The sequence below is a fragment of the Silanimonas lenta DSM 16282 genome (assembly GCF_000429065.1).
In the GTDB taxonomy this organism is placed as follows: Bacteria; Pseudomonadota; Gammaproteobacteria; order Xanthomonadales; family Xanthomonadaceae; genus Silanimonas; species Silanimonas lenta.
This window is the reverse complement of sequence record NZ_AUBD01000009.1, coordinates 132,771-150,861: the sequence shown is the minus strand read 5'-3', so window position 1 is coordinate 150,861 and position 18,091 is coordinate 132,771. Positions and strand designations below refer to the sequence as shown.

Genomic DNA, 18,091 nt, shown 5'->3' with positions numbered 1-18,091 from the left:
CGTCGTTCCGGCCTCCGGCGATGCCTGCCCCGCTCAGGCTCCCGCCTTGCCCCGCGAGGCCCAGAGCGATACCGCCACGCCGCCCAGCAGCAGGCCCACGGTGACGCCGAGGCTGAGCATGGCCGGCACCTGCAGGCCGAGCAGGCCGTGGCCGACGAGGATCTTAAGACCGATGAAGACCAGCACCAGGGCCAGCGCGTACTTGAGGTAGTGGAAGCGGTGCACCATCGCCGCCAGCGCGAAGTACAGGGCGCGCAGGCCGAGGATGGCGAAGATGTTCGAGGTGTAGACGATGAAGGGGTCCGGGGTGATGGCGAAGATCGCCGGCACCGAGTCGATGGCGAACACCACGTCGGCCAGTTCCACCAGCACGAGGCAGAGGAACAGCGGGGTGGCGTGCAGCAGGGCGGGGCCGCCCGGGACGGCGGGCTGGCGCACGAAGAAGCGCTGGCCGTGCAGCTCGCTGGTGAGCCGCAGGCGTTCTTTCAGGAAGCGCAGCACCGGGTTGTCCTCGATCGAGGGCAGGGCATCGGCGTCCTTGAACATCTTCAGGCCGGTGAGCAGCAGCACGCCGGCGAAGACATAGAGGATCCAGGCCATGTTGAGCACCAGCGCGGCGCCGAGACCGATCATCAGGCCGCGCAGCAGGATCACGCCGAGGATGCCCCAGAACAGCACCCGGTGCTGGTAGATCCGCGGCACCGCAAAGTAGCTGAAGATCATGGCGATGACGAACACGTTGTCCATCGCCAGCGCCTTTTCCAGCAGGTAGCCGGTGAGGTAGAGCTTGACTGCCTCGGCGGCCCGGCTGCCGGCATCGGGCAGGGTGGCGATGCGCGGGTCGAGGGCCTCGCTGCCGCCGTAGCGGGCGTAGATCCACCACACTGCGCCGGCCCAGAGCAGGCCAAGCCCGATGTAGAAGGCCGAGAGCCAGAGGCTCTCGCGCAGTTCGATCTCGTGCGCTTGGCGGTGCAGCACGCCGAGGTCGAAGGCGAGGATGGCAAGGACGATGGCGAGGAAGCCCAGCCACACCCAGACGGGCATGCCGAGCCAGAGGCCGGTCAACAGTTCCATGAGGGACTCCGAAGGCAGGTCGATGGGTCATCGATGCCTCACCCCGGCATGGGACGTGGAGCGTCCCCGCGGCGGGCCGGTGGATCGATGAACGACTCCGACATCGCCGTGCCTTGCGCACGACCAGAGGGGCCCGCAGTCGCGGGGTGAAGCATCTCAGGTCGGGGTGAACGGCGCTTGAACGCGGGCTCGCTGTTTCTGCCAGCTGCGCAGGGCGATGGCGAGCACCCCGCCCAGCACCATGGCGCCGCCCAGCAGCAGGCGCGGGCCGGGGCGGTCGCCCCAGAAGGCGACGCCGAGCCCGATGGCCATCAGCGGCGCCAGAAGCAGGTAGGGGGTGACCAGGGCCACGGGATGCCGCTGCAGCAGGGTGTAGTAGAGGCCATGGCCGAGCAGGGAGGAGACCAGGGCCGAGTAGGCCACGCCCCCCCAGCCGATCCAGCTGCCGAGGCCGAGGTTGGCGATGGGTGATCCCTCGAAGGCCGTACTCAGGGCCAGCAGCGGCCCCACGCTGAGCAAGGAGAGCCAGGCCTGCTGGCTCCAGAGCGTCTGGCCCTTGAGCCCGCGCATCAGCACGCTGGCGCCGGCGAGGAAGAAGGCCGAGCACAGCATCAGCAGCAGCGAGGCCGGATGGTCGAGTACCAGCGGATCGAAGCCCAGCACCATCACACCGAGGAAGCTCACCGCGATGGCGAGCCCGGTGCGCCAGGCGAAGCGTTCGCCGAGCAGGGCCCAGGCCAGCAGGGCCGACATCGGCACATAGCTCTGCATCACGATGGCCACCGAAGAAAGATCGCCGGCCAGCTTCAGTGCCCAGAAGCTCAGGCCGAAATGCAGCACGCCAAGGCCGAGGCTGATCGCGAGCAGGCGCGGCCACTGCCCGGGGGCTGGCGGCTTCAGGAAGGGCCAGAGCAGCAGGGCCAGCAGCGCCATGCGCAGGCCGGTGAACAGCAGCGGCGGGAACTCCTCGAGCGCGAAGGCCGAAGTAAGGAAGTTGATGGCCCAGACGATGCAGACCAGCGTGACCAGACCGAGGTCACGCGCAGGCAGGGTGGCGTTCAATAGGCGATGCCGAGGCGGCGGTAGAGCTTGGAGAGCGTCCAGGCCGGGCCGACGAGGAGATAGACGAGATCGGTGAAGAAGCTCGGGCGCTTGCCCTCGATGCGGTGGCCGATGAACTGGCCGATCCAGGCCAGCACGAAGACGGCGATGGCGATGAAGAGCAGGCCGCGCATGCCGACCTGCCCGGCCAGCCACCAGCAGCTCGCGCCGGCCAGCACGAAGGCCAGGGTGATGCCGAGGCCCAGCGGCCGCGACTGGCGGAAGTACCAGGCCGCGGCCACGGCCATCACCAGGCCGGCGAAGGCGCCCGGCTGCAGGAGGCTGCCGGGCACCGGCACCGTCCACAGCGCGGCGATCACCGACCAGACGATGGCCGGCACACAGACGAGGTGGATGGCCTGGTTGGTGGCATTCACATGATCGGCGCTGTAGCTCTCGAGCAGGGCGTGCAGGCGGCGCATGGCAGGCTCCGGGTCAGTCGACGGTGAGGCCGGCGAGGCGCTGCAGCGCCTCGGCGTACTTGGCACGGGTGACGGCGATGACCTCGGCCGGCAGGGCCGGGCCGGGCGCCGTCTTGTTCCAGGGCAGGGTCTCGAGGTAATCGCGGACGTACTGCTTGTCGTAGCTCGGCGGGCTGATGCCCACGGCGTACTGGTCGGCGGGCCAGAAGCGCGAGGAGTCCGGGGTCAGCATCTCGTCCATCACCACCAGCGTGCCGTCGGCATCGAGGCCGAACTCGAGCTTGGTATCGGCGATGATGATGCCGCGTTCCAGCGCATAGGCAGCGGCGAAGCGGTAGATCGCCAGCGTGGCGGCGCGCACGCGCTCGGCCAGTTCGCCGCCGATGGCGGCCACCACGGCATCGAAGCTCACGTTCTCGTCGTGGTCGCCCACCGCCGCCTTGGTGCTCGGGGTGAAGACCGGTTCCGGCAGCTGCTCTGCCTGGCGCAGGCCGGCGGGCAGGGCGATGCCGCAGACCTGCCCGGTCTTCTGGTAGTCCTTCCAGCCGCTGCCGATCAGGTAGCCGCGGGCGATGGCCTCCACCGGCAGCGGTTTCAGTGCCTTCGTCACCACGGCGCGCTTGGCGTAGAGCGCGGCCTCGGTGCCGGGCGGCAGCACGCTCGCCACGTCCTCGCCGGTGAGGTGGTTCGGCATCAGGTGGGCGGTCTTGCCGAACCAGAAGTTGGAGATCTGGCAGAGCATCTCGCCCTTGCCGGGGATCGGGTCGGGCAGCACCACGTCGAAGGCCGAGAGCCGGTCGCTGGCCACCATCAGCAGGCGTGGGCGGCCGTCGGCCCCGGGCGGCAGGTCGTAGACATCGCGCACCTTGCCGCGGTGGCGCAGGGGCAGGGCGAGGTTCGAGGTGTGCAGGGTAGTGGCCACGGGAGCGGGGCGGGCGGGTGAGGCCGGCATTGTAGCGGGCGCGTCGCTCCGGGATGGCTGCGGCGGGCCATGCTTTTCCCGACATCAGCGCGAGGAACTTCCCGCGCCGAGCCCGTGCGGATGGCGGTCAGCGGGAGCAGGCCAGGGATGGCCTGCGTCGCCGAATATGCAGCGGGAGGCGGAATCTGAGGCGCCCGCGACCGCCGTCCGCACGAGGCAGGCGCTCCAGAGAGGCCGCACGCGGCAGTCAGGCTCGCCCGCGACCGCCGTCCGAACGAGGGCGCTCCAGCCTCCGCTCACGCCCCCCGCGCTAGACTCCGCGTCCATGATCCGCCTCTCCCTCGCCCTGACCGCCCTTGGCATGGCCAGCGCGGCCCTTGCCCAGACCAGCCCGCCGGCCGGCTCGCCGCGCCTGCCCGCCGCCGCGTCCTCCGCTGCCGCCCCGGGCCGCGCCGCGCTGCCCGAGCGTCCGCGCCAGCTCGGCCTGTGCGTGGCCTGCCACGGCGAGGACGGGCGCAGCCGCGCGGTGGGCACCCCGCACATCGGTGGCCAGGACGAGGCCTACCTGCGCAGCAGCCTGCTCGCCTACCGCGACGGCAGCCGCCGGGCGGTGGCGATGAACGGCATCAGCAATGCCCTGCAGCCGGCCGACATCGATGCGCTGGCGCGCTGGTACGCCGCCCAGCCGGGCTTTGGCAAGGAGCCTTGAAGTGCGCTGGTACGGCACCTTCCTGGGCTTCCTCGCCGGCTGGCTGCTGCTGCGGCATCCGGCGGGCGGCCTGCTCGGCGGCCTCATCGGCCTTGCCTTCGACCGCGGCTGGTTCCGCCGCCGCGGACCCGATCCCTACACCGTGCTCGATGTCTCGCCGAGCGCCGACAACGAAACCCTCCGCCGCGCCTGGCAGCGCCTCGTCTCCCAGTACCACCCGGACAAGCTCGAGGGCGTGGCCCCCGAGCTGCGCGCCCAGGCCGACCGCCGGCTGCGCGAGATCAACCGTGCCTACGAAGAACTGCGCCGCCTGCGCGGATTCTGACGCCTCCCTTGCCCAGCCCATCGCCGCCATGTCGAACTGCCTGATCGCACCTTCCATCCTCTCGGCCGATTTCGCCCGCCTCGGGGAGGAGGTGGCGGCCGTGCTGGCGGCCGGGGCCGACTGGGTGCATTTCGACGTGATGGACAACCACTACGTGCCGAACCTCACCATCGGGCCGATGGTCTGCGAGGCGCTGCGCAGGTACGGCATCACGGCGCCGATCGACGTGCACCTGATGGTGGAGCCGGTGGACCGCATCGTGCCCGACTTCGCCAGGGCCGGGGCCTCGCTGATCAGCTTCCATCCGGAAGCCAGCCGCCACGTCGACCGCACCCTCCAGCTCATCAAGGCCTCGGGCTGCCAGGCCGGGCTGGTGCTCAATCCTGCCACTCCGGTCGAGGTGCTCGACTACACGCTGGAGAACCTCGATCTGGTGCTGGTGATGAGCGTGAACCCGGGTTTCGGCGGCCAGAGCTTCATCGATTCGGCCCTGCGCAAGATCGAGGTCATCCGCAAGCGCATCGACTCGAGCGGCAAGCCCGTCCGCCTCGAGGTGGACGGCGGCGTCAAGGTGGAGAACATCGGCCGCATCGCCGCGGCGGGGGCCGACACCTTCGTCGCCGGCTCGGCCATCTTCAATGCGCCGGACTACGCCGAGGTCATCGCCCGGATGCGCGCCGAGGTCGCCCGCGCCCGCGGCTGAACCGCAGCGCCGACGCAGCTCGTCGCGGCCCGGCGGCGTGGGGGCGTGGCCGAAGAAGCGGGCCACGGCCAGCGCGGCATTGCGTGGCGGCTCGCCGGCATGGGCGCCCTGGGGCAGGGCATGGCGCCGGGCCTGCTCGATCTCGAGGCTCATGTCCGTTGCTCCCGTGGCGTATCGCTGCCGCGGAGCAGCAGCAGGGTGGCGAGGCAGAGGCCGGCACCGAGCCACAGGGCGCCGCGCCCGGCACGCAGGCGCGGCGAACGGGTGATGCGGTGGCTGGCGGGCGGGAGTGGTGCCATGGGGAGCGTGGGCAGGCGGGGGCAGGGCGGGGCTGGCATGGGCATGGGGCATCCTCCTTGCCGCGTATTGCAGCCCGGCGAAACGGCCCGTTCCGGCCGTGGAGCGGCAGGGCCGGGACGGCGCATGGCAAAACGCGGGCAGCGGCCGCCGGCCTGCCCGAAGCGCCGCTAGACTGCCCGCCATGAGCCATGCCATCGCCATCGTCGAGGACGAGCCCGCCATCCGCGAGAACTACGCCGAGGGCCTGCGCCGCCACGGCTTCAGCGTCGAGGCCTATGCCTCGCGCCCCGAGGCCCGGGCGGCCTTCGCCCTGCGCCTGCCCGACCTGGTGATGATCGACGTCGGCCTGGGCGAGGAACTGGAGGGCGGCTACGAGCTGTGCCGCGAGCTGCGCGCCCGTTCCGCCAGCCTGCCGATCCTCTTTCTCACCGCCCGCGATTCCGAGCTGGACGTGATCTCCGGCCTGCGCCTCGGTGCCGACGATTACCTCAGCAAGTCGGTGTCATTGCCGCAGATCACCGCCCGCATCCACGCCCTGCTGCGGCGCGTGGAGGCCCTGCGCGCGCCCGCCGCCCGCGATTCGGTGATCCTGCTGCGCGGGCTGAAGCTGGAGTTCGAACGCATGGCCGTGTCCTGGCGCGGCCAGCCGGTGCCGCTCACCGTCACCGAGTTCTGGATCGTGCACGCGCTGGTACGCCACCCGGGGCATGTGAAGAACCGCGAGCAGCTGATGCGCGAGGCGCAGGTGGTGGTGGACGATGCCACCGTGACCTCCCACATCAAGCGCATCCGCCGCAAGTTCCAGGCCCTGGATCCGGCCTTCGACGAGATCGACACCGTGCACGGCGCCGGCTACCGCTGGAAGCCGTGAGCCGGCGGCCGCCCTGCCGCCGCGGAGGCGGGCGATGACGCTGCGCCGGCAACTGCTGCTGCTGGCACTCTCGGCGCTGGTGCTGCCCTGGGCGGCCTGGCGGGCGCTGGTGCAGATGGAAGGGCTGCTGCGGCAGGGCCAGCAGCAGGCCCTGGAGGCCACGGCCGAGGCGGTGGCGCGCAGCCTTGCCCTGCGCCCGGCGCTCCTGCCGCCTGCGGCCCCGGCCGTGCCGCTGCATGCCCTGGCGCAGGCGCCAAGGCTCGATGCGCGGAACGAGGACTGGGGGGAGGCCGCCGGGCCGCTGGTCACCGATCCGGCCGTGCCCGGCCTCGGGTTCGCTTTTGGCCAGTACAACGAGCGGCTCTGGCTGCAGGCGCAGGTCCGCGATGAAACCCCGGCCCGGGGGGAATCGCACTGGCCTGCCGATCTCGCCATCGATGCCTTGCTGGCGGAGCTCGAGACCAGCCAGGGGCCGCTCGTGCTGCGCCTTGCGGCGCGGGCCGAGGGGCCCTTCAGTGTGGCCGGCGCCGATGGCGGCGCCCTCCCTCTGCGGGTGGAGGCCGCCTGGCGCGAAACCGCCGGAGGCTATGCCGTCGAGGCGGTGCTGCCACAGGGAGTGCGCCTGCACGGCCTGCGCCTGGTGCAGGTGGATGGCGACGGGCAGGGAGGGAAGACCGAGCGGGCCAGCGCCCGCCATCGCCCCTACCGCCCCTCACCGGCCCTGGCCCGTGACTGGGCGGCCCTGCTGCCACCGGGGGTACGGGGCCGGGTGCTCGATGCCCACGGCTGGGTTCTCGCCGAGGGCGGCGCCCTGGCGCCGGATGCCAGCCGCGAGGGCGGCACCGGCCTCGGACGGCGCCTGCTCTACCGCGCTCTGCTGCGGGCGGCAGCGGTAGCGCCGGCCCTGCCGCCGGCCACTCCCCGGCGCGACGATCGCCCCGAGCGCCTCGCGGCCGCCGAGGGTGCGCTCGCCTCGCGCTGGCGTCTCGATCCACGCGGCACCCGGCTGCTGCTGAGCACGGCCATGCCGGTGCGTGTGGACGGCGAGGTGCGCGCCGTGCTGCTGCTCGAGCGCAGCAATGCCGAGACCCTGCTGCTGGCCGACCGCGCCGCCGCCCATCTGCTCGGCCTGACCCTGCTGGCCTTCCTCGCCTCGGCGGGCCTCGCCTTCCTGTTCGCCACCCGGCTCTCGGCGCGTATCCGCCGCCTGCGCGATGCCGCCGAACAGGCCCTGGACCGCAGCGGCGAGGTGCGGCGCTTCCCGGTCTCGGCGGCCCGCGACGAGGTGGGTGATCTGTCGCGCAGCTTCTCGCGCCTGCTCGAGGAGATCGCCGCCTACACCGGGTATCTGCGCTCGCTGGCCTCGAAGCTCTCGCACGAGCTGCACACCCCGCTGGCCATCGTCAGGAGCTCGCTCGACAACCTCGATCTTTCCGCCCTGCCGGCCGAGGCCCGGCCCTACCTCGGCCGCGCCCGCGATGGCGTGGAGCGCATGGCCCAGCTGGTGCGCAGCATGAGCGAGGCCACCCGCATCGAGCAGGCCATCGCCGCCGCCGAGCACGAGGACTTCGACCTTGCCCGCCTCGTCGCCGAGGTGGGCGAGGGCTACCGCGCCCTGCTGGCGCCGCGCCGGCTGGAGCTCGCCTTGCCCACGGCGCTGCCCTTCCGCGGTTCGCCCGAGCTGGTGGTGCAGGCCCTCGACAAGCTGATCGACAATGCCCGCGGCTTCACGCCCGAGGCGGGGCGCGTCGCCATCACCCTGCGGCGGGTCGGCCGCCAGGCCTGGCTGGAGGTGGAGAACACCGGCCCCCTGCTGCCCGAGGCCATGCGCCAGCGCCTGTTCGATTCCCTCGTCTCGCTGCGCGAGCGCAGCCGCGATGCCGAGGGCGCCGTGCACCTCGGCTTCGGCCTGCACGTGGTGAAGCTGGTGGCCGCCGCCCATGGCGGCGAGGCCGAGGCCGGGAACCTGCCCGACGGCAGCGGCGTGGTGTTCCGCCTGCGCCTGCCGCTGCCCTGAGGAGTGGTTGGGCCCTCCGTGGCCCGCGTCCGTCCCTGACGATGCGCCGCGCAGTCTGGACCGGCTCGATGACAGTTCGTCGTGGACGCCGGGGTATGGGGCCCTGCGCCGGCGGCATGCCGGCCGCTGGCATACTCGCGGGCCGCCTCCTGCTGCTTTCCTGCGACCCCGATGGACGCCGCCGACTTCGCCCGCCTCGCCGCCGCCGGCCACACCCGCATCCCGGTGGTGCGCGAGGTGCTCTCCGACCTCGACACCCCGCTCTCGGTCTACCTGAAGCTGGTGGATGGCCCGAACGCCTACCTGTTCGAATCGGTGGAGGGCGGCGAGAACTGGGGGCGCTACAGCATCATCGGCCTGCCGGCGCGCCGTACCTGGGCGGTGCATGGCCACACGCTCACGGTGCGCGAGTACGGCGAGGTGGTCGAGACGCGCGAACTGTCCGACCCGCTCGGCGAAGTGGAGCGCCTGCGCGCCGCCCATTCGGTGCCGCGCCTGCCCGGGTTGCCGGGCTTCACCGGCGGACTCGTCGGCTGGTTCGGCTTCGAATGCATCGGCTACATCGAGCCCAGGCTCGCCAAGCCCGTGGCCCCGGACCATCTCGGCACCCCCGAGATCTTCCTGATGCTGAGCGAAGAACTGGCGGTGTTCGACAACCTCAAGGGCAAGCTCTACCTCATCGTGCACGCCGATCCGGCCGAGCCGCAGGCGCTCGCCCGTGCGCAGGCGCGGCTGGACTCGCTCACCCATCGCCTGCGCCACGCCGGCGCCAGCTACCCGGACGTGCTCGATCCCGGCGCCGTCGACGAGGCGCATTTCGTCTCCGGCTTCAGCAAGGAAGGCTTCAAGGCCGCGGTGCTCAGGGCCAAGGACTACATCGCTGCCGGCGATGCCTTCCAGGTGGTGCTGAGCCAGCGCCTCTCGATCCCCTTCAAGGCCCGCCCGGTCGATGTCTACCGCGCGCTGCGGGCGCTCAATCCCTCGCCCTACATGTACTTCCTCGACACCGGGGCATTGCAGGTGGTGGGCTCCTCGCCGGAGATCCTGGTGCGCCAGCAGCAGGGCACGGTCACCGTGCGTCCCATCGCCGGCACCCGGCCGCGCGGCGCCACGCCGGAAGCGGACAGGGCCCTGGAGGCCGAGCTGCTCGCCGATCCGAAGGAGCGCGCCGAGCACCTGATGCTGATCGACCTCGGCCGCAACGACGTGGGGCGTGTGAGCGAGGCGGGCAGCGTGCGCGTGCCCGAGCAGTTCGTGATCGAGCGCTACAGCCACGTCATGCACATCGTCTCCGAAGTGCAGGGCCGGCTGAAGGACGGCCTTTCCTATGCCGACGTGCTCAAGGCCACCTTCCCGGCCGGCACGGTGAGCGGGGCGCCGAAGATCCGCGCGCTGGAGATCATCCGCGAGCTCGAGCCGCACCGGCGCAACCTCTATGCCGGCGCGGTGGGCTATGTGAACTGGTGGGGCGATGCCGATACCGCGATTGCCATCCGCACCGCCGTCATCACCGAAGGCCAGCTGCACGTGCAGGCCGGCGCCGGCATCGTCTTCGACTCCGACCCCGAGAAGGAATGGGAGGAGACCATGAACAAGAGCCGCGCCCTGTTCCGCGCCGTGGCGCAGGCGGCGCGAGGGCTGTAGGCAGGCCACCGGAGCCGGTACACGGATCCGGGCCCGCCCTTCCGGCATACTTCGGCCCTTTCCCCGCCCTTGCGCCACGCTGGAGTCCTTGCGTGCTGCTGATGATCGACAACTACGACAGCTTCACCTTCAATCTCGTGCAGTACCTGCAGGAGCTGGGGGAGGACGTCCGCGTCATCCGCAACGACGAGCTGACGGTGGCCCAGATCGAGGCCCTCAGGCCCGATCGCATCGTGATCTCGCCCGGCCCCTGCACGCCGAACGAGGCCGGGGTGTCCGTCGAGGTGATGAGGACGCTCGGCCCGCGCATCCCGGTGTTCGGCGTCTGCCTCGGCCACCAGTCGCTGGGCCAGGCCTATGGCGGCGAGGTGGTGCGGGCCAGGGCCATCATGCACGGCAAGACCTCGCCGATCCGCCATGCCGGCGCCGGCGTCTTCGCCGGCCTGCCCGATCCCTTCGAGGCTACCCGCTACCACTCCCTCGTGGTGCGGCGCGAAACCCTGCCCGACTGCCTCGAGATCACCGCCTGGACCGAGGACGAGGGCGGCGGATTCGACGAGATCATGGGTCTGCGCCACCGCGAGCATCCGGTCGAGGGCGTGCAGTTCCACCCGGAATCCATCCTCACCCAGCACGGCCACGCCCTGCTGCGGAACTTCATCGAGCGCCGATGATGCGCGTCCCGGCCATCCTGCCGCTCGTGATTGGCCTCGCCGCCGCTTCCGGCTGCGTTCTGGCCGTATCCACCGCCCCCGCCACGCCGCAGGCCGGGGCGCCGCTACGCTTCGATGGCCGCAGCGCCGCGGCCTTCGCCGAGAGCCGCGCCCGCTTCGAGGAGGGCATGGGCGATGCTGCCCGGCTCGCCTTCCACATGCGTCTCGTGCAGGTGCGGGCCAAGCTCGCCGAGCAGCGCGGCCGCCCGCTCACCGATGCCGAGTTCGCCGCCGCCCTCGACGGCAGGACGCTGGACGAGCTCGAGGCCCTGGCCGAGGCGGCGCCGGCCGCCATCACCATCGAAATCGAAACCCGGAACGACACCTGAAGCCATGCCGCTTTCCCCCCAGCAGGCGCTGCAACGCGTCATCGAGCACCGCGAGATCTTCCATGACGAGATGATCGACCTGATGCGCCAGGTCATGCGCGGCGAGGTCTCGCCGGTGATGACCGCGGCCATCTTCATCGCCCTGCGCGTGCGCAAGGAAACGGTGGGCGAGATCGCCGGTGCCGCCGAGGTGATGCGCGAGTTCGCGGCGAAGGTGGAGGTGGCGGATGCGGCGAACTTCGTCGACATCGTCGGCACCGGCGGCGATGGCGCCCACACCTTCAACATCTCCACCGCCAGCATGTTCGTGGCCGCGGCCGCCGGGGCCAAGGTGGCCAAGCACGGCAACCGCAGCGTCAGTTCGAAGTCGGGCAGCGCCGACGTGCTGGAGGCGCTGGGCGCGGCCATCGAGCTTGCGCCGGCGCAGGTGGCCGAGTGCCTCGCCGAGTGCGGCATGGGCTTCATGTTCGCGCCCATCCACCACCCGGCCATGAAGAACGTGGCGCCGGTGCGCCGCGAGATGGGCGTGCGCACCCTGTTCAACATCCTCGGTCCGCTCACCAACCCGGCCGGAGCGCCGAACATCCTGATGGGCGTGTTCCACCCGGACCTCGTCGGCATCCAGTCGCGGGTGCTGCGCAAGCTCGGCAGCCGCCGCGCCCTGGTGGTGTGGGGCCGCGACGGCGTGGACGAGATCTCGCTCGGCGAGCGCACTCTGGTGGGCGAGCTGCGCAACGGCGAGGTCCACGAGTACGAGATCGCCCCCGAGGACTTCGGCCTTGCCCGTGCCCCGCTCTCGGCCCTGCGGGTGGACGACCCGCAGGCCTCGCGGGCCATGCTGCTCGAGGCCATCGAGGGCCGCGGCGGCCCGGCCGCCGACGTGGTGGCCCTGAATGCCGGCGCCGCGCTCTACGCCGCCGGCGTGGCGGTGAGCATCCGCGACGGCCTCGAGCGCGCCCGCGCCGAGATGGCGCGCGGCACGCCGCGGGCCAAGCTCGAGGCCTTCGTGGCTCTCACCCGGGCCAAGGCCGCCCGCACGGAGGCCGGCGCATGAGCGACGTGCTGCAGAAGATCCTCGCCCGCAAGGCCGAGGAAGTGGCCGGGCGCCGGGCCCGCCGGCCGCTCGCCGAAGTGGCGGCACGGGCCCGCGATACGGCCCCGGCCCGCGGCTTCGCCGCCGCTCTCGAGGTGAAGATCGCCGCCGGGCATGCGGCGGTGATCGCCGAGGTGAAGAAGGCCAGCCCCTCCAAGGGCGTGCTGCGCGCCGACTTCGATCCCGCCGCCATCGCCGCCGACTACGCGCGCGGCGGCGCGGCCTGCCTCTCGGTGCTCACCGACGTCGATTTCTTCCAGGGCCACGACGACTACCTCGTCCAGGCCCGCGCGGCCTGCGCCCTGCCGGTGCTGCGCAAGGACTTCACCATCGACGAGTACCAGGTGTACGAGGCCCGGGCGCTGGGCGCCGATGCCGTGCTGCTGATCGTGGCCGCGCTCGACGATGCCCGCCTCGGTGGCCTGTGCGAGCTCGCCATGGGCCTCGGCCTCGACGTGCTGGTGGAGGTGCACGATGCCGACGAGCTCGAGCGCGCCCTGCAGACGGCCTCGCCGCTGATCGGCATCAACAACCGCAACCTGCGCAGCTTCGAGGTCTCGCTCGAGACCACGCTGAGCCTGAAAGAGGCGGTGCCGAACGACCGCCGCCTGGTCACCGAGAGCGGCATCCTCACCCGCGAGGACGTGGCGCGGATGCGCGCGGCGGGGGTGCATGCCTTCCTGGTGGGTGAGGCCTTCATGCGCGCGTCGTCGCCGGGCGCGGCGCTGCGGGCGCTGTTCGACTGAGCGCGGACGCGGGGGCCTCGGCGGCGCCTGCCTCGTGCGGACGGGCGTCTCGGCTGGCGAGCCTGCCTGCCGCGTGCGGCATTTCGCTCTTCCCTCGGTCGGGGCAGTCCTGCCCCGACTCGGGCGCTCGCCATCCTTGGGCTCGCTTGCCGCGAAACGCCACCCGCGGCGTCGCGGCTCGCGGCGGACCACCCGGAGCGCCGCGCCCGCGGGGAGTGCGTCCCCGTGAGCGAGGCAGGGATGCCGAGCGTCCGCGAATACGGCGCTGGACGCAGAGTCTGAGCGGCACGGGGGCGCACGCCACGCGAAGGCAGGCGCCCGGGCGAAGACCCCGGGGCAGGACGCCTCAGCGCGTGCCGTACACCACCACGGTCTTGCCGCGGGCATGCAGCATGCCCTGCTCCTGCAGCTGCTTGAGCACCCGGCCGGCCATCTCGCGCGAGCAGCCGACGATGCGCGCCAGCTCCTGGCGCGAGACCCGGATCTGCGTGCCCTGCGGGTGGCTCATCGCGTCCGGTTCCTGGCAAAGGTCCTGCAGGGCCTTGACGATGCGGCTGCCCACGTCGAGGAAGGCAAGGCGGCTGGCCTTGCGGCTGGTTTCCAGCAGGCGCTTGGAGAGCTGGGCGCCGATCACGTAGAGCAGCTTCGGCGCGTCGGCCGCCAGCGGGCCGGTGAGCAGCTGGTGCAGGCGCTCGTAGCTGATCTCCGCCAGTTCCACCGGCGAGCGGGTGCGCAGGGTCACCACGCGCTTGTCGGCCTTCACGAACAGGCCCATCTCGCCGACGAAATCGCCCGGGTTGGCGTAGCTCAGCACCAGCTCGCGGTCATCCGCCTCCTCGCTGATCACGCTCACCGAGCCGGAAATCACGTAGTACAGGGTGGTGGCCGGGTCGCCGGGGCGGAACACGTCGGTGCGGTTCGGGTACTTCCGGCGGTGGCACTGGTCGAGGAATCGGGCCAGGGTGGCCTTGTCGAGGTCCAGCGGCGAGCTGGCCACCTGCATGCGCACGGTCGGCGTCAGCAGCGCGGCGGTGGCGGTCTGGATCATGGGGCGTCCTTACGAAACCTCACCTTAGCTTATGGCCCGCTGTGACGGGGTTCAATCTCCCGGCGAGGCCCCGTTCACGCTCCGGGGTGGCCCCCGCCGCCGGCATGGCCGATAATCGCGCCCCTTCCCGCTCCCGCGCTCCCCCGAGGACACCATCGTGGTCAAGCCGCTGCCGCGCCTCCGCCTCCAGGGGTTCAACAACCTCACCAAGGCGCTCTCCTTCAACATCTACGACGTCTGCTACGCGGTCACCGAGGAGCAGCGCCAGCGCTACATCGAGTACATCGACGAGGCGTACAACGCCGAGCGCCTGACCCAGATCCTCACCGACGTGGCCGAGATCATCGGCGCCAACATCCTCAACGTGGCGCGCCAGGACTACGACCCGCAGGGCGCCTCGGTCACCATCCTCATCAGCGAGGAGCCGGTGATCGACAAGAAGGCGGCCGGCAAGGAGCTGATCGCCGATGCCGTGGTGGAACACCAGGAGGCCGCCGAGGCTTCGGTGGTGGCGCACCTCGACAAGAGCCACATCACGGTGCACACCTACCCGGAAACGCACCCGCACAACGGCATCGCCACCTTCCGTGCCGACATCGACGTGGCTACCTGCGGCGTGATCTCGCCCCTGAAGGCACTGAACTACCTGATCGAGAGCTTCGAGTCGGACATCGTGATCATGGATTACCGCGTGCGCGGCTTCACCCGCGACGTGCGCGGCACCAAGCACTACATCGACCACCGCATCAACTCGATCCAGGATTTCCTCGCCAAGCCGATCAAGTCGCGCTACGAGATGATCGACGTCAACGTCTACCAGGAGAACCTCTTCCACACGAAGATGCACCTGAAGGAGTTCGACCTCGACACCTACCTGTTCGAGGAGAAGGCGAAGAACCTGAGCTTCAAGGACCGCCTGCGCATCGAGTCGCAGCTCAAGCGCGAGATCGAGGAGCTGTTCCACGGCCGCAACCTGGTCTGATCGCGGCCATGCGCCCTGCCCGCGAAGCCCGCCGCATGGCGGGCTTCGCCGTTTCCGGGGGGGTCAGAGCCGGTAGGCCACCGCCTTCATCAGCTTCGCGGTGGCGGCCATCACCTGCGGAACCGGCCAGGGCAGGCGGCGGGCGCCGGCGGCCTCGGCGTGGTCGGCGTGGCGGGCCTCGTCGGCCTTCATGGTCTCGAGGATGCGCCGCGAATGCGCGTCGCCGGGCGGCAGGCTGGCGAGGTGCTCGTCGAGATGGGCCTCGACCTGGCGCTCGGTCTCGACCACGAAGCCGAGGTTCCAGCCGTCGCCGCGCAGGCCGGCGGCCACGCCGATGGCATAGCTGCCGGCGTACCACAGCGGGTTGAGCAGGCTCGGCCGGCTGTCGAGGGCGGCGAGGCGCCCGGCGCACCAGGCCAGGTGGTCGGTTTCCTCCTGCGCCGCTTCCAGCAGCTGGGCGCGCACAGCGGGGTCGCGGGCCACCGCGGCCTGGCCGCAGTACAGGGCCTGGGCGCAGACCTCGCCGGTGTGGTTCACCCGCATCAGTCCGGCGACGTGGCGGCGCTGGGCCTCGTCCAGTTCGACGGGGGGCAGCCCGGCGCCGGGATCGGGGCGACGGGCCACCGGGGGGGCGAACAGGGTGCTGAGCGCGCCCTGGGCCTCGCCCAGCCAGTGGTCGAGCGGGCCGGCGGCATGGCGGAAGGGGCGGGCGTTCATCGGCGGTGCGGGTGGCAGTGGCACGGGGCGTGTATCCTCGCCCGCCCTGCCGCCCCCGCGCCAGCGCCCCCGCGCGGACAGGGGCGCGGGCTGAACGCCGGACACGCCCCGGCCCCTTGCAAAGGGACGGCGGGCGGGCTATCCTTTTTCGTCTACCCTTTCACTCATTCGCTTTCTGGAGCTGTCATGAAGAGCATGACCGTCAGCGCCAAGGCCGAGACCGTCCAGCGCGACTGGTTCGTCGTCGACGCTTCCGGCAAGACCTTGGGCCGCCTGTGCTCGGAGCTGGCATTCCGCCTGCGCGGCAAGCACAAGCCGACCTGGAGTCCGCATGTCGACACCGGTGACTACTTCGTGGTCATCAATGCCGACAAGATCGCGGTCACCGGCAACAAGCTCAAGGACAAGATGTACCACCGCTTCACCGGCTACGTGGGCAATCTGAAGTCCGAGTCGCTCGAGCAGGCCCTCGAGCGTCATCCGGAGCGCGTGATCGAGATCGGCGTCAAGGGCATGCTCCCGAAGACCCCGCTGGGCCGCGCGATGTACCGCAAGCTCAAGGTCTACAAGGGTGCCGAGCACCCGCACACCGCCCAGCAGCCGAAGCCGCTGGACCTGTAAGGGAATAGGCATCATGGCACTCCAGCAGAATTACGGCACCGGCCGCCGCAAGTCCTCGACCGCCCGCGTGTTCCTGCGCAAGGGCACCGGCAACATCACCGTCAACGGCCGGCCGCTCGACCAGTTCTTCGGCCGCGAGACCTCGCGCATGATCGTGCGCCAGCCGCTCGAGCTGACCAAGACCACCGACCAGTTCGACATCCTCGTCACGGTCGAGGGCGGCGGCATCACCGGCCAGGCCGGCGCCATCCGCCTCGGTCTCGCCCGCGCCCTCGTCGAATACAACGAGGCGCTGAAGCCCGAACTGCGCCGCGCCGGCTTCATGACCCGCGACGCCCGCGAGGTCGAGCGCAAGAAGGTCGGCCTGCACAAGGCCCGCCGCGCCACCCAGTTCTCGAAGCGCTAAACTTCGGGGTATCCTTCCCGAGCATCCGCAGCCCGTTAGCCAAGCGGTAAGGCACCTGACTCTGACTCAGGCATTCGGTGGTTCGAATCCATCACGGGCTGCCACTTCGAGCAGCACAGACGGCCCTCCGGGGCCGTTTGTCGTTTCAGGGGGCGGCAGGCGCTTGGGGGGGCGGTTCCGTTTTCCCGGCCGCTGTCGCATCCTCGCCGGGCCAGCCTTGCCACGGGTCTTGCCATGCCGGTGTCCAGCCAGGAACTCGCCAGCCTCTTCCCCCTGGAGTCGCTGCGCCCCGAATCCCGCCAGTACCTCGCCCGCGAGGCGCTGGAAATCACCGCCGGGCGCGGCGAGCGGGTGTTCGAGGCCGGTGACATCGACGAGGGCACGGTCTACGTCACCCGAGGGGCAGTGCGCTGCGACTACCCCGACGGGCGCAGTACCCTGCACCAGGCCGATTCGCTGGTGCATGGCCGCTACCCGCTCAACGATGCCGTGCCGCGCCGCTTCCGCGCCACCGTGCACAGCCGCGAGGCGCGCCTGCTGCGCCTGAACCGGCGCCAGGTGGAGAAGCTGATCGCCTGGGACCAGATCAGCCGGCAGCCGCAGTTCCGCTTCTTCGACCCCCGCCCGAACGGCAACGAGTGGGCCTACCGCCTGCTGCAGGCCCCGGCCTTCCGCCGCCTGCCCACCGGCAATCTGGAAAAGCTGTTCCAGCTGCTGGCAGAGCAGCCGGTGGCGCCGGGCGAGGTGGTGATGAGCGAGGGCGATCCCCCGGGGGACTTCTACGTCATCCGCCAGGGCACCGCCTCGGTGACCAAGACCCTGGACGGTGCGTCGAAGGTGGTGGCCTACCTCGCCGAGGGCGATGCCTTCGGTGAGGACGGCCTGCTTTCGAACCAGCCGCGCAATGCCACCGTGCGCATGCTGCAGGGCGGGCAGCTGCTGCGCCTGTCGCGCAGCGATTTCGAGGCAGTGCTGAAGCCGCCGGTGATCCGCTGGCTGCTGCCGGCCGAGGCGGCGAGGAAGGCTCAAGAGGGCGCCATCGTGCTCGACGTGCGCCTGCCGGAGGAGGTGGCGCAGCGCTCGATCGCCGGGGCGCTCAACATTCCGCTCGCCCGCCTGCGCGAGGAGGCGCCGGCGCAGTTGCCGCCGGGCCGGCCGGTGATCGTCTACTGCAATACCGGCGAGCGCTCGGCGGCGGCGGCCTTCGTGCTCTCGCGGCTGGAGTTCGAGGTGGCGGCGATCCACGGCGGACTTTCTGCCATGCTGCGCCTGCAGGCGCAGCAGCAGGCAGGTTGACGTCTGCGGTGGGGGGGGTAGGCTGCGCCAACGGTATTCCCCCCCGCCCCCC

General features: G+C 71.2%; 21 protein-coding genes and 1 tRNA gene. 15 read left to right on the top strand and 7 right to left on the bottom strand.

The features are described from left to right. Window positions 1–33 precede the first annotated feature (33 nt). The 4 genes from G408_RS0106150 to G408_RS0106135 form a co-directional block, all read right to left on the bottom strand. Complete coding sequence (locus G408_RS0106150; protein ID WP_028770394.1) at window positions 34–1,074, bottom strand: TerC family protein; 1,041 nt, start codon at window positions 1,072–1,074, stop codon at window positions 34–36. A gap of 156 nt (window positions 1,075–1,230) precedes the next feature. Then, entirely contained in the window at window positions 1,231–2,136 is a 906-nt protein-coding gene (locus G408_RS13410) for a DMT family transporter (protein WP_051282673.1), read from the bottom strand. Beyond that, complete coding sequence (locus tag G408_RS0106140) at window positions 2,133–2,597, bottom strand: Mpo1 family 2-hydroxy fatty acid dioxygenase (RefSeq protein WP_028770393.1); 465 nt, start codon at window positions 2,595–2,597, stop codon at window positions 2,133–2,135. Before G408_RS0106140 ends, G408_RS13410 begins: the two co-directional genes overlap by 4 nt. Before the next feature lie 13 nt (window positions 2,598–2,610). Then, the gene (locus G408_RS0106135) at window positions 2,611–3,519 is read right to left on the bottom strand and encodes a phosphoribosylaminoimidazolesuccinocarboxamide synthase (protein ID WP_028770392.1); all 909 of its coding nucleotides are present in this window, start codon (window positions 3,517–3,519) and stop codon (window positions 2,611–2,613) included. 325 nt (window positions 3,520–3,844) lie between these two features. Here G408_RS0106135 and G408_RS0106130 point away from each other — a divergent pair, with 325 nt between their 5' ends. From G408_RS0106130 to rpe, 3 genes are read left to right on the top strand one after another with little or no spacing between them, the layout of a single operon-like run. Then, window positions 3,845–4,228 carry a c-type cytochrome gene (locus G408_RS0106130; protein WP_245584271.1) on the top strand — a complete coding sequence of 128 codons (384 nt, stop codon included), beginning with the start codon at window positions 3,845–3,847 and terminating at the stop codon, window positions 4,226–4,228. Between the two features lies 1 nt (window position 4,229). Further along, window positions 4,230–4,553, top strand: coding sequence for a J domain-containing protein (locus tag G408_RS0106125; RefSeq protein WP_028770390.1), 324 nt, complete (start codon window positions 4,230–4,232; stop codon window positions 4,551–4,553). Window positions 4,554–4,581: 28 nt separating this feature from the next. Next, window positions 4,582–5,256, top strand: coding sequence for a ribulose-phosphate 3-epimerase (gene rpe / locus G408_RS0106120; RefSeq protein WP_028770389.1), 675 nt, complete (start codon window positions 4,582–4,584; stop codon window positions 5,254–5,256). Between the two features lie 149 nt (window positions 5,257–5,405). On the opposite strand, the gene G408_RS15265 is transcribed toward rpe, so the two are convergent. Next, window positions 5,406–5,555 carry a hypothetical protein gene (locus G408_RS15265; RefSeq protein WP_156890068.1) on the bottom strand — a complete coding sequence of 50 codons (150 nt, stop codon included), beginning with the start codon at window positions 5,553–5,555 and terminating at the stop codon, window positions 5,406–5,408. 182 nt (window positions 5,556–5,737) lie between these two features. Here G408_RS15265 and pdsR point away from each other — a divergent pair, with 182 nt between their 5' ends. From pdsR to trpC, 7 genes are all read left to right on the top strand, one after another. Then, the gene (gene pdsR / locus G408_RS0106110; protein WP_028770388.1) at window positions 5,738–6,427 is read left to right on the top strand and encodes a proteobacterial dedicated sortase system response regulator; all 690 of its coding nucleotides are present in this window, start codon (window positions 5,738–5,740) and stop codon (window positions 6,425–6,427) included. Window positions 6,428–6,461: 34 nt separating this feature from the next. After that, window positions 6,462–8,444: an ATP-binding protein gene (locus G408_RS0106105; protein ID WP_028770387.1), complete on the top strand. Its 1,983-nt coding sequence runs from the start codon at window positions 6,462–6,464 to the stop codon at window positions 8,442–8,444. 171 nt (window positions 8,445–8,615) lie between these two features. Beyond that, window positions 8,616–10,088, top strand: a complete 1,473-nt coding sequence (trpE, locus tag G408_RS0106100) for an anthranilate synthase component I (protein ID WP_028770386.1) — start codon at window positions 8,616–8,618, stop codon at window positions 10,086–10,088. Window positions 10,089–10,180: 92 nt separating this feature from the next. After that, window positions 10,181–10,762, top strand: coding sequence for an anthranilate synthase component II (locus G408_RS0106095; protein ID WP_028770385.1), 582 nt, complete (start codon window positions 10,181–10,183; stop codon window positions 10,760–10,762). Then, window positions 10,762–11,130, top strand: a complete 369-nt coding sequence (locus G408_RS0106090; protein ID WP_211226651.1) for a hypothetical protein — start codon at window positions 10,762–10,764, stop codon at window positions 11,128–11,130. The genes G408_RS0106095 and G408_RS0106090 overlap by 1 nt, the downstream gene beginning before the upstream one ends. Before the next feature lie 4 nt (window positions 11,131–11,134). Further along, window positions 11,135–12,184: an anthranilate phosphoribosyltransferase gene (gene trpD / locus G408_RS0106085; RefSeq protein ID WP_028770383.1), complete on the top strand. Its 1,050-nt coding sequence runs from the start codon at window positions 11,135–11,137 to the stop codon at window positions 12,182–12,184. Beyond that, window positions 12,181–12,969: an indole-3-glycerol phosphate synthase TrpC gene (gene trpC, locus G408_RS0106080; RefSeq protein ID WP_028770382.1), complete on the top strand. Its 789-nt coding sequence runs from the start codon at window positions 12,181–12,183 to the stop codon at window positions 12,967–12,969. Before trpD ends, trpC begins: the two co-directional genes overlap by 4 nt. A 346-nt stretch (window positions 12,970–13,315) precedes the next feature. On the opposite strand, the gene crp is transcribed toward trpC, so the two are convergent. Then, on the bottom strand, window positions 13,316–14,017 hold the full coding sequence (gene crp, locus G408_RS0106075) for a cAMP-activated global transcriptional regulator CRP (protein ID WP_051282671.1): 702 nt from the start codon (window positions 14,015–14,017) through the stop codon (window positions 13,316–13,318). Between the two features lie 157 nt (window positions 14,018–14,174). Between crp and speD the strand changes: the two genes are divergently transcribed. Then, entirely contained in the window at window positions 14,175–14,999 is an 825-nt protein-coding gene (speD, locus tag G408_RS0106070) for an adenosylmethionine decarboxylase (protein ID WP_028770380.1), read from the top strand. A gap of 63 nt (window positions 15,000–15,062) precedes the next feature. Here speD and coq7 read toward each other — a convergent pair whose 3' ends face one another. After that, a complete protein-coding gene (gene coq7 / locus G408_RS0106065) occupies window positions 15,063–15,716 on the bottom strand; it encodes a 2-polyprenyl-3-methyl-6-methoxy-1,4-benzoquinone monooxygenase (protein ID WP_028770379.1) in 654 nt (217 codons plus the stop codon). Between the two features lie 195 nt (window positions 15,717–15,911). Here coq7 and rplM point away from each other — a divergent pair, with 195 nt between their 5' ends. From rplM to G408_RS0106045, 4 genes are all read left to right on the top strand, one after another. Further along, complete coding sequence (gene rplM / locus G408_RS0106060; RefSeq protein ID WP_084628096.1) at window positions 15,912–16,337, top strand: 50S ribosomal protein L13; 426 nt, start codon at window positions 15,912–15,914, stop codon at window positions 16,335–16,337. Window positions 16,338–16,350: 13 nt separating this feature from the next. Further along, window positions 16,351–16,743 (top strand): 30S ribosomal protein S9, encoded by a 393-nt coding sequence (rpsI, locus tag G408_RS0106055; protein ID WP_028770377.1) that lies wholly within the window; start codon window positions 16,351–16,353, stop codon window positions 16,741–16,743. Window positions 16,744–16,772: 29 nt separating this feature from the next. Next, window positions 16,773–16,847: transfer RNA gene (locus tag G408_RS0106050), tRNA-Gln, on the top strand. Between the two features lie 130 nt (window positions 16,848–16,977). Then, window positions 16,978–18,039 carry a cyclic nucleotide-binding domain-containing protein gene (locus G408_RS0106045; RefSeq protein WP_028770376.1) on the top strand — a complete coding sequence of 354 codons (1,062 nt, stop codon included), beginning with the start codon at window positions 16,978–16,980 and terminating at the stop codon, window positions 18,037–18,039. Window positions 18,040–18,091: the final 52 nt, after the last annotated feature.